The 15451-nt window shown below is 45.6% G+C and carries 12 protein-coding genes; 5 read left to right on the top strand and 7 right to left on the bottom strand.

Annotated features, from left to right (window positions below; all coding sequences use genetic code 11):
* Positions 1 to 16: 16 nt before the first annotated feature.
* A complete protein-coding gene (locus EL84_RS28160; RefSeq protein WP_161799450.1) occupies positions 17 to 2428 on the top strand; it encodes a hypothetical protein in 2412 nt (803 codons plus the stop codon).
* Between the two features lie 66 nt (positions 2429 to 2494).
* Here the strand turns inward: EL84_RS28160 and EL84_RS28165 are convergent, their stop codons facing one another.
* Positions 2495 to 3742 carry an MFS transporter gene (locus EL84_RS28165; RefSeq protein ID WP_047843846.1) on the bottom strand — a complete coding sequence of 416 codons (1248 nt, stop codon included), beginning with the start codon at positions 3740 to 3742 and terminating at the stop codon, positions 2495 to 2497.
* A gap of 26 nt (positions 3743 to 3768) precedes the next feature.
* Positions 3769 to 4695 (bottom strand): ADP-ribosylglycohydrolase family protein, encoded by a 927-nt coding sequence (locus tag EL84_RS28170; protein WP_047843847.1) that lies wholly within the window; start codon positions 4693 to 4695, stop codon positions 3769 to 3771.
* A gap of 504 nt (positions 4696 to 5199) precedes the next feature.
* Here EL84_RS28170 and EL84_RS28175 point away from each other — a divergent pair.
* On the top strand, positions 5200 to 5868 hold the full coding sequence (locus EL84_RS28175; protein WP_047843848.1) for an HAD family hydrolase: 669 nt from the start codon (positions 5200 to 5202) through the stop codon (positions 5866 to 5868).
* 47 nt (positions 5869 to 5915) lie between these two features.
* Positions 5916 to 7088, top strand: a complete 1173-nt coding sequence (locus tag EL84_RS28180; RefSeq protein ID WP_047843849.1) for a mannitol-1-phosphate 5-dehydrogenase — start codon at positions 5916 to 5918, stop codon at positions 7086 to 7088.
* A gap of 255 nt (positions 7089 to 7343) precedes the next feature.
* On the opposite strand, the gene EL84_RS28185 is transcribed toward EL84_RS28180, so the two are convergent.
* The 3 genes from EL84_RS28185 to EL84_RS28195 all read right to left on the bottom strand — a co-directional run bounded on the left by EL84_RS28185 (position 7344) and on the right by EL84_RS28195 (position 9970).
* Positions 7344 to 8234: a hypothetical protein gene (locus EL84_RS28185; protein ID WP_047843850.1), complete on the bottom strand. Its 891-nt coding sequence runs from the start codon at positions 8232 to 8234 to the stop codon at positions 7344 to 7346.
* A 142-nt stretch (positions 8235 to 8376) separates the two neighbouring features.
* Positions 8377 to 9030 (bottom strand): YkyA family protein, encoded by a 654-nt coding sequence (locus EL84_RS28190; RefSeq protein ID WP_047843851.1) that lies wholly within the window; start codon positions 9028 to 9030, stop codon positions 8377 to 8379.
* Between the two features lie 37 nt (positions 9031 to 9067).
* The gene (locus EL84_RS28195; protein WP_235431597.1) at positions 9068 to 9970 is read right to left on the bottom strand and encodes a polysaccharide deacetylase family protein; all 903 of its coding nucleotides are present in this window, start codon (positions 9968 to 9970) and stop codon (positions 9068 to 9070) included.
* A gap of 228 nt (positions 9971 to 10198) precedes the next feature.
* Here EL84_RS28195 and EL84_RS28200 point away from each other — a divergent pair, with 228 nt between their 5' ends.
* Positions 10199 to 11143, top strand: a complete 945-nt coding sequence (locus EL84_RS28200) for a DMT family transporter (RefSeq protein WP_047843853.1) — start codon at positions 10199 to 10201, stop codon at positions 11141 to 11143.
* 63 nt (positions 11144 to 11206) lie between these two features.
* Positions 11207 to 12061 carry a sulfurtransferase gene (locus EL84_RS28205; protein ID WP_047843854.1) on the top strand — a complete coding sequence of 285 codons (855 nt, stop codon included), beginning with the start codon at positions 11207 to 11209 and terminating at the stop codon, positions 12059 to 12061.
* Between the two features lie 212 nt (positions 12062 to 12273).
* On the opposite strand, the gene EL84_RS28210 is transcribed toward EL84_RS28205, so the two are convergent.
* Together EL84_RS28210 and EL84_RS28220 are read right to left on the bottom strand one after the other, a co-directional pair.
* Entirely contained in the window at positions 12274 to 13830 is a 1557-nt protein-coding gene (locus tag EL84_RS28210; protein ID WP_053061634.1) for an acetamidase/formamidase family protein, read from the bottom strand.
* Positions 13831 to 14429: 599 nt separating this feature from the next.
* Positions 14430 to 15332, bottom strand: a complete 903-nt coding sequence (locus EL84_RS28220) for a CPBP family intramembrane glutamic endopeptidase (protein WP_047843856.1) — start codon at positions 15330 to 15332, stop codon at positions 14430 to 14432.
* Positions 15333 to 15451: the final 119 nt, after the last annotated feature.

The raw sequence follows: 15451 nt of genomic DNA on the forward strand, positions 1-15451 counted from the left end.
ATTTTCTGGGAGGAAAATGATGATGTTCAATGTACGCTTTTCGATCAAAAAAGCATGGGCTTCATTCCTGGTTATTACATTATTGCTGCCTTTACTTGTGGGGTTATGGCCATCCAATGTCTATGCTGCATCTAACAATGAAGGAAAAATATCCATAACCGCAGATGATGAGTTCACACTTTTTATAAACGGCAGACAGACGGGAAAAGGCACCGACTGGGCCAAAGCCTATACGTTCCCTGTGCCGATTCAATCTGGCATCAATGTGATTGCAGTTCAAGCGAAGGATATAGGCCTCTATGCGGGACTGCTGGCAGACCTTAGCTACGGAGATGAGAATCTGGTTACGGATTTCAACTGGAAAGTATCTGAACGATATATCGAAGGTTGGGAGCAACCCAAATTCGATGATTCGTCATGGTCACGTGCTACTGACTTCGGACGGTATGGCAGTGATCCTTGGAAACAGATTAGTGGCATGCCTGAGGAGACCAGTGCACGCTGGATCTGGGCAGGCAAGACCAATGTGAATGCTCCAGTTTCAGAAGCATATTTTCGAATCTCATTTAACGTCTCCGAAGATGGACTGGCTATTAGCAATCCCATTTCTTCTTCAGGTCAATTCGAGCAAGTCGATTATCAGTTAAAACCAACCCAACCCATGCCTGCTTCCATGGTGAAGAGACTTCCCGTGGTAAATGCCGTCTTTGAAACGGTGGAAGAGAAAGGTTCTATAGAACTTAGCACCCAAGAGGCTGCCCAAATCGGTAATAACCTAGCTCCTGGTCAGATCTTTCTCGATCAGTCCTCTGCCCGGGCTATCAAAGTTACAAGCGTCAATAGAAGCTCTGGTGGTATGCGGGTAGATTACACCACTCCGGGTGTGGAGGAATTGTTCGATTACTATGATATTCCCGAGCAGGAGGTCTCGTTCGAAGAGCGTAATATCGTCATGCCTGATCCTGAGATGGTATTGGATAGCAAGGAATGGCTTGTTCAGGAAACCCCTTCCTTGTTAGAGACCGATATAAATGACGATGCTGAAATGCGACAGTTCAACATCGACAACACGATTCAAAATGATTTGGATGCAAATATGGACATGGTTGCGGATGCGGAAACAATGGATATCGCTTCCACGGATATCGCACCCATGGATCTGAATGATGCGAATTCCATGGACATGAATGATACAAATGATATGGATCTGAATGAAATAAACTCCACGGAATTAACTGATATTAATTCAACGGACATGAATGATGTGATTCGTGCTGCTGGAGCAGGTGATTTTGCCAATTGCAAAAAATCCGGCAATGAGTTTGTCTGTGATTTCAAGAAGGTACTTGTAAATCAACAAAATGCAAACGGTAACAAAGTGTTCGTTGAAGCAGGTGGTAAGCTCACCTTGATTGCACCCAAAGTTACGGGGAAATACGGATTTTGGGGAAAATATGATCTAAAATTTACTGCTGGTGAGAAAGCCAACATCTATATCAAAGGTGATGCCAAGTTCAAAAAAGAAGTCAAAGTTCCAATCATGGGCTTCAACATTGGTGCTGGCAATCTCGGAGCCGTATCTGTCGGCGTTTTTCTGGTCATTGGTATTGACGGCAACGTCACCTTTGAATTTCAGGTCGATCAGGGATACACGGTTACCGCGGGAGTCAAAGGGAAAACACGTGTCTTTATTCCCGTGAAGATCCAGCCTTACAGCAGTGTGAACAGATATCTTACGGTAACCCATAAAATTGAAGGACAGATCACTGCTTGGGCAGGAGCCAAAGCGGAAGTCGGTCTGAAAATTGCCGGCAAAAAAATACTTGAGGTAAGTGTTTTTGCCGGCATTGAAGGCACAGGGAAATGGACAAGCAGCAATAATGTGCCCAGTACCATGTCTCTAAAGATTGATGCTCTCGTCAAAGGAGAAGGAGCTGTATTTAATAAGTCCTTCAAACTCTTCGAGCTGCGCTGGAATTTGGTGAATCTTGTGAAAACCCCTACCAATCCGGGAACCGGACAGAACCTGGCACGAAATGCTGCCATAACGGTAACTTCCACCTATCCCGGGTATTCAGCAGCCCGAATCAATGACGGGGATCGTAACACGGCCTTGGGGGAAAATTATAGCTGGGCCAATAACCGTAATTCCTCACTTCCCCAATATGTCGTCATTGATTTGCCGGCATCGAGTTCAATCCAGCGAATTGATCTGTATACCACCCAGGGATACCCGCTTGCCAATTATGATCTGCAATACTGGAATGGTTCAAATTGGGTGAATCTTGTACAGATTACAGGCAATCAAGAGTTAACGCGTTCACACACATTTTCAGCAGTCAGTACTTCCAAGATCCGTGTCGTAGCGAGTAAAGGTCCTTCCCATCAGCCAACCTATGTGCGAATCAATGAGCTTGAAATCTATTAAAACAGCATACCCAAAAAGCCTCAGCCCCTGGTTACACAGGATGGCTGAGGCTTTCTTGACATCTGTTTAGTGTACGGATACTGGATTAACTACCTCTGCACCCTCGGGTGAAGTCTGTCTGTCTTTCATCAACAGACTGATGAACAAACCCAGCAAACCCAGTGCAGCAATAACTGCGGCATACAATGGCACTGAGATAAGTCCCGTATGCGTAATTGCATACCCACCCATATAGGCACCAGCGGCATTTCCCAGGTTAAATGCCGAATGACTTGAGGTTGTCGCAAGTAGCGGTGCTTCGCGGGTCATATTCATGATTCGAATCTGCAATCCTGGCATAATACCAAAAGCGGCAACCCCCCAGAAAAATATCGTGAGCACTGCCAGATACGGATTCTCCAGCGTCAGCGTGAGCACTGCCAGAAGAACAGCAAGGATACCAAAGTTGACGATTAACGAAGGCATCAGCTTCCAGTCTGCCAGACGGCCGCCAACCAAATTGCCCAAGGTTACACCGAAGCCAAACAACACCAGAATCCAGGTCACACTTTGCTCCGCAAAGCCACTAATATCCACAAGCATCGGCGTAATATAGGTGAAGACTGTAAACAAACTTCCGCACCCCAACGCCCCAATAAGCAGAACCAGCAACACTTGTGGACGAACCAGATTCCGAAATTGCTGTCCGAGGTTCGCTGGTGCTCCTTGCGGAAGGACGGGAATGAAACGAATGATACCAATCAACGAAATGATGCCCAAGATCGTAATCGCCCCGAAAGATGACCGCCATCCAAGCTGTTGCCCGATAAATGTACCAAACGGAACGCCAATGATGTTGGCAATCGTTAGCCCCGCGAGAACAACCGATACCGCTCCTGCCCTTCTCTCTGGCGCAACAAGCCGCGTCGCCATGATTGAACCTACACCAAGGAACGTACCATGAGCAAATGCCGTTAAGATCCGTGCTGAGATTAACAACCCATAGGTGGGAGCAATAACGGACAATGCGTTTCCGATAATGAAAATGCACATCAGCAGCACCAGCAATTTTTTCTGCGGAATCTTGTGTGTAAATACGGTCAAAATCGGCGCACCTACCGCTACACCAAGTGCATATCCCGTAATGAGTTGTCCTGCCTGCGGAATACTTACATTCAGGTCTGTTGCTACATTAGGCAGTAAGCCCATAATAATAAATTCAGTCATACCAATCGCAAAAGCCCCTATCGTCAGGCATAACAGGGATATTGGAAACGCCCCTCGTTTACCTGACGGTGAAAACTGTGGTTGTACTGTGTGTCCAGTCGTGCTCATAGATGTTCTCTTCTCCTGTCTCTTAATCAACGATTTTCTGTCGCCTTCAACCACAAGGCATCTGTTAGTTGTTCGAACGTTTCACGCATAGCCAGCTTGTTCCGCCAGTGTGCCGGAATACCACTCAATCCATAATAAGCACCTGCGATCTGCCCATACACCGCACCTGTAGTGTCCGCATCATCACCCAGATTAACAGCTAACAACGCGCCTTCTTCAAAGCTTGATGACTTATGAAACGCCCATAGTGCTGCTTCAAGTGAACGAACCACATAGCCGCTGCCCTTAATTTCCGGCGGTTCTTTGCTCTGATAGGAACCCATAACAACCTCTTCAATAGCGGGCGAAAAAGCAGGTTCTTCCCTCCACTGTCTGCATGTCTCCGGCATCAGCATGACGCTCTTGTCCGCTCCGCGCAGACCGGCAACAATTATGGCGGCCAGCACTTCACATGCTTCCACGCTTTCTGTTGCAGCATGTGTTGTCCGGGAGCTCAGCCCGGCATAACGAACCGCCTCGTTTGGTTGATTAGCGTAAGCCATCGCGACAGGCGCAAGCCTCATAATAGAGCCATTGCCCGCCGTCATCGGGTCAGTTGATCCGCTGTAAGCTTCTCCAGTTATCTCAAACCTCTCCAAGGCACTTCGCGTGGCCCCGCCGATATCAAAGCAATCGCCTGTGCTGCTCATATACCCGACCTTGTACCAATTGGTGTATCTGCGCATCTGATCCGCAGGATCAAAGTTTTCATTGCGTACCAGACTTTCTGCCAGACACAGAGCCATGGATGTATCATCTGTCCACTGCCCTGCCTCCAGTCCGAATACACCGCCACCCACGATATCCGTTACGGGTTCAAATGTGCCCGGGCTGCTGAATTCCACGGTAGTTCCCAACGCATCACCCACTGCAAGCCCGATGAAGCAGCCATTGAAACGGTCCTTTTGCAACATGCTTGTCTTCCTCCCTTACTCCATATACTTTCACAATCTTTCTTCCATTCTCCCACAGGGTCTGATCTGGCGTAAAGCTAATAAAATCCAATAAATTCAGCTCCATTTCTTCTATTATAAAAGTGTCGAAAGCTGTTGAACGGCCAGAATAGCAAATTTTCATAAAAAAAGTTTTATTTTTTTGAGCTGTAAAAACAGTTTATTCAGTACACCGCTTACATGCAAAAGGGTTAACGGTTTGCAACGTTCATCATTTTCTGAAAACAAATCATACATGTGAAAATTTTCAATGTAAACAATCATAACACGCTTGACCCTTCGGTTTGTCCTATGATACGGTTTTATTAGCTTCAAACGCATACTTTTTCCCAAATTAATATTCATTTTCGGTGTATTGCGTCAACTAATATCCCGCAGGTTAATGAATACAGGGAATGAATTTGCAGAAAATTTTCATTTTTCGTTTTATCCCCAAACTAATTCTGAAACAGGAGGAACAAATTTATGATTAAGGCACTGGTGTTTGATTTCGACGGAACGATTATTGATACAGAGACAGCATGGTATATTGCTTTTCGTGATGCTTACAAGGAACACGGCGTAGATTTAACCCTGGAGATGTATTCACAATGCATCGGTACCAGTCTGAAAACATTTAATCCGTATGAGTACCTCATCACAGATTTGAATCTTCCGATCGATCGGGAAGCGTTCAGGGAATCCGTTCAGTTGCAGCACGCTGCATTGATGAATAAAGAAAAGGTGCGTCCTGGTATTCAGGAATATCTTGAACAAGCACGTGAAGCCGGACTGAAACTGGCTGTAGCATCCAGCTCCAAACGGGAGTGGGTTGAACAGCATCTGGAACAACTGAAACTGAAAGATTATTTTGAAGTTATTCGTACGGCAGATGATGTTGCAAATGTGAAGCCTGACCCGGAACTCTACACTCAAGCGCTTGAAGCCCTTGGAGTAACTGCAGACGAAGCCGTAGCGATTGAGGATTCACCTAACGGCGCGCGTGCAGCTGCTGCGGCTGGTATGCACTGCGTAGTCATCTCGAATACCATCACAGGAACACTGGAATTCGATATGCCTCACCAACGGCTGTCTTGCTTGACCGACCTTACATTTAATGATTTGATTTCGAAGCCACTCGTCACTACCGTCTAAGGTCTGCACGAATTTCGCGATTTAATCCTTAAAGGGGGAGTTCACACATGAAAGCTGTACATTTTGGTGCGGGCAATATAGGCCGCGGTTTTATCGGTCATATGTTGTCCGCTTCCGATTACAAAGTCTGCTTTGTCGCACGTAACCCGAAGAAAATCTCCATGCTTCAAGAGAGACAGGAATATCCGATTACACTTGCCAATAGCGATCAGGACACTACGATTGTCAACAACGTGACGGCTATCAATGTGAGTGAGCAGAATCTGGTTGCTGAAGAGATCGCTTCAGCCGATGTGATCACAACCGCGGTGGGAGTATCTGCACTCGGAGATATCGCCGAACCGATCGCCAAAGGCATTCAACTTCGCATGAAAAACAATAATCAGTCTCCACTGCATATTATCGCTTGCGAGAATGCCATCGGTGGTAGCACCAGGTTGAAGAAACGCATCTATCCGTTTCTGGATGAACAAACTCGCAAAAAAGCCGAACGTTATGTTTCTTTCCCCAATGCAGCTGTGGACCGGATTGTTCCGGCTCAAAACCACAAAGACCCGCTGCAGGTCACTGTTGAACCTTTTTACGAATGGGTCGTTCATCGTCCAGCACTTCTGGATGGATTTAAGAAAATAGATGGCGTCCACTATGTGGATTCGCTTGAACCTTATATCGAGCGTAAAATGTTTACGGTCAATACAGGCCATTGTGTCGCCGCATACTTCGGCTATCTCGAAGGATTCAAGACGATCCGACAGGTGATGAGTAATTCCACCCTGCGGGCCAAAGTGCGCCATGTTATGGAAGAGACCGGTCAGATGCTCATCCAGAAGCACGGATTCAACGCTCTGAAGCATAACAAATATATCGATACCATATTGGAACGCTTCGCCAATCCCAACCTGACGGATCAGGTCACCCGAGTCGGACGTTCCCCCCTTCGCAAGCTTTCGCCTCATGATCGGCTTGTTCGCCCAGCGATGCAGGCCAGTGAATTCGGAATTGAAATTCCTCATTTAACTTCTGCTATGGCGGCCGCAATGCTGTTCAATGACAAGCGCGACGAGGAAGCCATGAAGCTACAACACATGATTCGCGAAGATGGCGTCTCCGCCTTCATCCGTGAACGCATGGGAATTCCCGACGAACATCCCGTTCATCAGAATGTAATCGCCCGTTATCAGGAACTCAGAGGGCGCAAGGCATCGACTATACTAACCTGAGCAAATGATCAGGACATGGGTTCGATCCTGCAAACTGAATAGAAGCACGGTAAAGAAGCCGGGAGGAACCTATGCAGCTGCATCGCTCCTTCCGGCTCTTTGTCTATGCACGACGCGGCGCGACACGGTACATTCTATCTCTATTGTAGTAACGTTAATAAAACAGCGTATCTCCTCTCTCAAGGAAACACGCTGTTTAGGGAATCTTTTTAATTTACTACATCGTTTGGCTCAGCCTTGTGGCTCATCCCTTTTCTACTCATTCATAATGGAATTGAGGGATGCATATGCCATGGGCAGGAAACCTTCCGAAGGTTCACCAATAGGCGCTTGGATGTGGAAAATGAAACCATTGCCATCCAGTTCTTTGACAATAAAGTACTCTGTTTTCTTATCATTCTGGGACATCATATACAATCTTGCATCCTTCATCGGACCGTTGCTGAGTTGTTCAGCCGTTAACTGCTTCACTTCTCCGGTCTCGGACAACTCTTCCTTGGCATCCATCTTCAGCGCATCCAGATTGTAATTCGCCGGCAGCTTCTCAATCTCTACCTCATAATCCGGATCAATCTTCATTGTTAATTCATGGTCTTCGGCGTCAAAAGCCATCGGTTCAAACACATAAAGTGAATAACCTTTCGCTTGTGCCAGTGTTACTGGGCGTTTCTCGGTCATTCCTTCTACCGTCACTTCCAGCTCTGATGTCTTCGGACGATCGGACGTTACTGTACCGCCTGCATTGGAACCGTTATTGTCATCACTCGATTCAATCTTTGCAATCTCTGTAAGTACCAACTGTTTCGTTGTTGCATCAATGGTTTTCTCTACATATTTGAAACGAACGGAATCTTCGTCATCGATATCATCCAGAGACTTTTGCAGATCTTCGCTCACCTGGAATGACATCGGCTTCTCATTCACTCGAATCTCAACGGTATGCGGATCAGCCCATCCAGTCAGAATACCTTCTGCTTCTATTGCAGCACTTTCATTTGATTGTTGCTCCGGTGCTGGTGACTGTTCTTCCGTATTATTCACTGGTGGCTGTGCAGCAGGATTACTGTTCCCACAGGCCACAAGCGAGAATCCCATAAGTAAAACTAGGAGTGATGCACTGACTTTCATTGTATTTCCTTTTCGCATATGAACACCTCCGTTAGCTTATACGCAATGATGCTTGTCCATGTTGCTTCTCATCCATTGGCTTGGCTGTATACTAGTACTTACACGGGAGACAGGCAGCTCAATCATGCAAAATATCTGAATCGTTGCTCAGATCCTCTGCTCAGCTGGCCTGATCCATCTGTACCAGTTTGGCATTGGCTCCGTTAAACGCTTTGGTCTGGAGGTTAAATTGCTTTCGGAATTCAGCAAGCTTCGCATATTCGCTATTCCGTACCCGAATGGCTCGCTTAATCTTAACCAGATTAGGTTCTGCACTTTCTCTCATCAGATCATACAACTGCTCATCGGCACTCAGACTCAACTGATACGAAGCAACAAAGTTTTCCAACGCACGTGCTCTTGCTTCATATTGATCCAGCACCTTTTCAGCCTGTGCCAACGTTTCTTCTTTTTCAAATGATAGTTCTTTCAATGAACCGCGCAGGGCCACCGTCTTCTCGTTGGTCTGTTTCATGGCCTCTTCCGCCTGTTTCAACAACGTTCTTCGTTCATGGATATGATCTGCTGCCTGATCCAGCAGTGCTTCGAGATCACTGTTTTTGTTCTTGCCTTTGTCTAAAATAGACTTGTATAACTTCATATCTTCCTGCTCGTGATTGGTCAGTTTGTTCAAACTCTGATCGATCTCCTGACCGCTGAGCACCAATTGGTTTACCTGATTTGCCGCAGGCTCCTGCGGATCTCCACAACCACTCGCCAACAGAATTAGCAATACACTAACTGCCGCAAGCGCCACTTTTTTACTCGTTAGCACCAAAGTCCTTCCTCTCTTGCATCATCTTGTTGTTATATTACAAGCGGGTATCTCCGCTAAAATTGGCTACCCAGTGTGCATCCGGATCGTATACTTCGAACTCGTAACCCCGATCTTCGAGTAACTTCAGAATGCGTGGTAAAGCCTGAACCGTCTGCTCCCGCTCATGCATCAGAATCACTTCCTTATCCCGATGTACACTTTTGCTCACCCGGGCCACAATCTTGTCCGGCTGACCTGGAAGATTCCAATCGAGTGAATCTGTCGTCCAGTCCCACATTTTGAATCCGGCCGCCGCAATGTCACCTCTGAACTTTTCACCGATCTGTGGACTGCTGCCATAAGGTGCACGAATAAGATGAGGTGTAAAACCAATCAGGTCCTGCACCATCTTCTGCTCTTTCTTGAACTCTTTCACAAAGTTTGCCGAGTTGCCGCTCTTATACAGCTTTTTATAGTTATGCGTCATGCTGTGAAGTCCAGGATAACTGCCTTCCTTCAACAGCCGTTTGACTGCTTCTGGATGCTGATTCAACTGACGTCCGATCATAAAAAAGGTAGCTTTCGCCTCATGCTGCTTCAATATATCCAGCAGTTGTTCCGTATATTCAGTTGGCCCATCATCAAACGTTATGTATGCCAATTTGCGAACCTGGCCCTGAAACCGTGCCGGCTCCTCCTTCGCATCCGGAGTAACTTGTATCATGCCGAGCTTGGCCGGCTGTTCGATTACAGTGATCGGAGGCGGCGCCACAACGCTTTTGATCCAATGCGTCATGCCAAAGAATACATATGTAATACCGGTAACGAACAGTACCAAGAGCATTAGAGCTATGATTACCCTTCCATACCGGATTTTTCTTCGTTTATGTGTTTTCGTGCGACTTGTGCTAGGCGGAATACTGCCACGCTCTCCCGCTCTCTCTTGTTGAACTCTCACTGTCATGCCACTTCCTTACTTTCATTTTTTCCCGATTATTGGTATATTATCTCGTTTCATGTCTCTATATAGAAGATTAATAGAAAAATGGATCGGGAGAATGACAGAATAGTTACAAGCCCGGTTACAATCTACTTATCTCTTCGTTCTCTTTATCTTTCCTGCGGTTGTCTTCTCCTGTATAATGAAGTGATTTACGCTATCAGACTTCAAGAAGGAGCTACACCCATGACAAGCTTGAACCGTGCCGGCAGATCCATCTATCTGTTATTCTTTGTCGGCATTATCGCCATTTCATTCTCTTCGATCTTTGTACGCTGGTCTACCGCAGATGTTGCGGTCATTGCCATGTACCGTCTATTTCTGACCAATCTGCTAATGCTCCCTTTTGTCTGGAAATACAGACATGAGATGATACGCCTGAGCTTACGGCAGTGGGGCTTGCTACTTGCATCCGGTGTGATGCTGGCCCTTCATTTTCTGCTCTGGATGGGTTCGCTACGGCTCACCAGTGTTGCCAGTTCCACAGTTATTCTCGCGCTGGAGCCTATACTGATTCTTGCCGGTTCGGTATGGCTGTTCAAAGCCAAAATTAACCGCATGATGATCATCGGCATGGGCATCGCCCTGCTTGGATCAATCGTCATTGGCGCAGGAGATTTCCAGTTGGCAGGTACTGCCCTGCAAGGTGATGTCCTGTCTTTACTTGGCACAATCGCAGTCGCCGTTCATATGCTGCTGGGTCAATTTTTGCGAGCGGGACTTAGTGCATTTTCGTATAACTTCTGGGTTTTCTTCGTAGCTGCTTGCACGCTGGCGGTATATAATCTGATTATGGGCCACCCGTTCGGGGGTTACGCTGCGTCAGAGTGGGGAATCTTCCTGCTGCTCGCCATTGTGCCGACAATCTTCGGACATTATCTTTTCAACTGGCTGCTTCAATATATGAATGCCACGACGGTATCCATGGGCGTACTTGGGGAACCCGTATTCTCTTCATTACTGGCCTGGATGCTGCTCGGCGAATCCCTCAGTGCATTACAGATGTCTGCCGGGGTCGTCATTATATTCGGGGTATGGATCTTCATTCGATATGGCAAAACCAAACCTCAACCCATTCCTGCTGATGCTCCTATCGCTGGCAAAGGGCCTGTTGAACCTACTACGGTATAACGTATTCATACGTAATGCATAGTTATAAACGACTCTACCACTCTCATAAGGCGGTGTATTTTGATGAAAAATATTGTATCCATGCGCTGGCTGCTCGCCAGAATGTATGAACCGGATGTAGTTATTGCAGATTGCCGATTCTTGCTCGGTCAGCCGGAGGCTGGAAGACAAGCCTATGAAGCTGGACATATTCCAGGAGCTGTCTATCTCGATTTGGAAAAAGATCTGTCTTCTCCTGTGTCTGCGCACGGAGGACGTCACCCGCTTCCTGATCCGGCTGTGCTCGCAAGTCGTCTGTCCAAAGCTGGCATCGGCTCCAATAGTCGTATTGTTGCTTATGACGATCAAGGCGGGATGAATGCATCTCGGCTATGGTGGCTGCTTCGCTATATCGGTCATGAACAAGTGTATATCATGGACGAAGGTTTCTCCGCTTGGAAAAACGCCAAATTTCCGGTGACTACGGATGTGCCGGTTCAGATCCCGTCTTCCTTTGATGTGAACGTACAGCCAGCTATGCTGGCAAGTGTTGAGGATGTTCAGCAGGCTTCGACAAGTGGCAGCTCCGTGTTAATCGACTCCCGTGATGCTCGCCGTTATGCGGGTCTGGAGGAACCGATTGATGCCAAGGCTGGGCATATTCCGGGTGCGGTGAATTATTTTTGGAAAGATGTGTTGGATTGGGATGGACGTTGGACAGATACTGCGGTGTTAGAAGAGCGTTTCAGTAAGCTGGACAAGGATGGTGCGATTATCGTGTATTGCGGCTCCGGCGTATCAGCCTGCCCGAACGTGATTGCACTGGAAGAAGCGGGATATACAAATGTGAAGTTGTATTCTGGAAGTTGGAGCGACTGGATCAGTTATGATGAGAATCCGGTGGCTACCGGGGATGCGGAAGTGCACAAAGACGTATAGCAGTGTATCGATGTTGAATACATCGCCAGGTGGCTTATCTGCCCCGGCGATGTATTTTTCTCTTTTTGGTCAACATCGAGTCAACAATACAACCCTTTAAGTATTTAAAAGCACACAGAAGTAGACATCATGTGGCAGCTTTTTTTGATTCATGATAACAATAAAACCGTGATGGACAACTGTCCACCACGGTTGAATAATGAAATCTATTATTACTTTTTACTCAACGATACATTAGCTGTTAACGTCTTGTCGATCGTCGTCCAGTTTACATAAGCACCTAGTATTTCATTAATAACAGAAACCGGAACTACGGTTTCGCCATTAAAAAGCTTTGGTACGTTACTATTGAACACTAGTTTATCGTTAATTGAATACACATCTGAACCAATTTGAGCACTTATATTTTTCGTACCTAATTGGATTTGCGTTGTACGCGTCTTATTATCCCACACTACTGTACCGCCCAATAGCTCGGAAATTGTTCGAATCGGTACGTAGAACTCATCGTTATGAACAACCGGTTTGATTAACGTACCACCTACGTTCATTGCAACGTCAACATGTTCAAGGAAATCGGTTTTTCGAATGAGTCCATGAACCCCTTTTGTTCGGTCTACGACCTGAGATACTTCATAATCCGTTGCGGCCGATAGGTACGCATAAGCTACACTTCTATCCATATCAAGCTTATCAGATAAGAATTGAATCGATTCACGTACTGATTCTTTCATGGCTTCATCCAAATCAGGGTCCAGTCCAATTGGAATCCAATAATCCTCTGTTTCAGCAAAAGGTTGCGTGAATTCTCCACTGTGTGGTAGTGATGGATCACCTTTCTTTAACACCGTTAACCGAACTGTCCCCCTTAAGGAGGCTTCCAATGCAGTTAACGCTACTTCTCCATCTCCTTGAGCAAAGTGTGGATCTCCAGTATAGAATAGCCCTCCTTTAACTTGAATCGGATAATAAATAGTTGCACCAACACCCAACTCATTAATATCCATATTCCCTCCTGTTTCAATAGGTGGGATAGAACTCACAACTTCACTGGTATTTGGCGCAACCCCCATAACACCTAGAAACGGGTTAATTGGGAAACGTACATTTTTGCCAGCTTTTGTTGGTAATACTCCATACCAATTGCCGTTGATTTCTTCAATAGGCGTAAATATAGATACATTATTATATAATTCCGGTTTTGTTGCGCTAGCTCCCTCTTGTGGGCCTGTATTTTCTGGAAATTCGTTAGGAAGGGCTCCTTTACCATGGCGGTTAGAAATGACACCATACGGAACTCGAGTCTGCAACGAAAGGACTTCTACTTTAAGAACATCTCCTGGCTCCGCTCCCTCAACCGCTACTGGCCCAGTGATAATATGAGGTCCGTCTTTTACATAATGATGCTTAATGCCAGAAGCCGCAATGACCTTCGCATCATCCAACACTCCATCGGGTGAGATACCGAATTTGCCGAAGTACTCCACTGGATTTCTCCCTTGATCCTCGATCAGTCCCTCATGCGATACCGTATCAAATGTTACAGCACTTCCTGATGCTACAGTAAGAATCGGAGAGCTGTCTCGATTAGGCAGTGATCCCCAGCGAATGTTCTCAATCGCAGACGTTACATAATAATCACCTTCTACCTTATCGATGGTTGTTGGTTGCAGCGGCATACTAAAGCCCACTGAAGGTAGAGCAAATGTAAACATACTTATAATCCCTACTGAAACTCCAAATTTCCTAATCGTTCGGTTAATAAACATTACGCTCCCCCTCTGTGCTATGTAATATTCTATAACATGAATAAACACTAACATATAAATACATTTACAACAATATCTTTTTTTGTAAACAAACATGACACAATAGAGATAAATATCAAGAATAAACTTATAAGCATAAATAATACGTCAACATACTTGTCATATGAAAGATATGTAAAACTAAAATACTTCTAGCAAACTTAAGGATCCTTCTTCAGAGATTTGAACAAATGAAATAAGTTTTAGGAAAATTATGTATGTATTTCATGTTTCTGAACCCGCCGCAGGAATACTACTGCACTCCGGTTCAGGCTTAATCACCTGTCCGCACGTGATTGCACTGGAAAAAGCGGGATACTCAAATGTGAAGTTGTATTCCGGAAGCTGGAGTTACTGGATTAGTTATGAGGGGAATCCGGTGGCTATCGGGGAAGAGTAGGTACGGATCACAAGTCTGCAGGATCTCAAAAACAAATACACCGCCATGCAGGCTGATGCCTGGGGCGGTGTATTTTCAGTGCCTGAGCGTCACCCGAGAATACGGGAGAGATAGAGGTATCGTTGGACGCGAAGACTGATCCAACAAGATCTTTTCCCGCTCAATGAAACAGGATCTGCAAAAGAAAATGAGGAGAAGCATTCATGAGTCCATGAATCAAGATAATCACCCATATTTTACGATAGCGGGCCCATAAATAACCAAGAAACAGACCTGTAACCCCATGATTTGCAATTACTGTTGCCACATCAATATCCCAATGACCATTTCCTTGAATGGCGACATGCCAAATGGACCATAGTATTGAAACTAGTAGTATGGCGGGCCATCTTCCAAGCAACGTCTCCAATCGGGTTTGCAGCCATACCCGATAAAAAACTTCCTCCAATACGCTATTGATCATAAAACCAATCAACACCAAGAGAAGTAATTCTGTCATATCGGTTACTACGATTGCTCCTTCTGGTTGTGCAATTGGAGAATAGAACTTTAGATAACCCCAGACCAAAATAACGATTAGTGGTACGATGACGTGTCTGCGAGTGCGAGGTTTTACCGAGATAATGTCTTGATGCCCGCCAGCCATTTTGCGATAAATCAGAAATAAAATCAACGGAGTGAACATTAATGTCGTTAACTTGAACGCCAAATAATATAGCTGGAAATGTAATCCTTGCTGGTCTATCGTTATCAGAGAAACCGTAAATAAAACGCCTGACAGCAATAATACAATCGATTGAACGAACAAGTGATGTTTCTCCATTTGTTGGAAAATCGAGGAATCATGACTTTGATAAGGAATCATATGGATTAGAAAAATACCAAGGAATGCCGGTAACATACTATGCCATATTGGAATCACTTCCTCATGATCAGCCGTGTACCTTATATTCAAATTTCCGGTCCACACTAACCACAATACAGCAGCAAATATAATGATCATACATAATAAGCCGATTACCTTTCCCCATGCTGGAAGCATTACTTTGAATTGCTGATTCATTCCAATTGCACTCCTTTGAGTGGCATGTTGCGTTTGCCCCATTCTTTTTTTAATTCAGTTGAGTTAAATAAATTCTAGCACATCCCTTCTTCATCGTCTATTTATTTCAGTTGAGTTAA

The organism is Paenibacillus sp. VT-400, assembly GCF_001029205.1.
Taxonomy (GTDB): domain Bacteria; phylum Bacillota; class Bacilli; order Paenibacillales; family Paenibacillaceae; genus Paenibacillus; species Paenibacillus amylolyticus.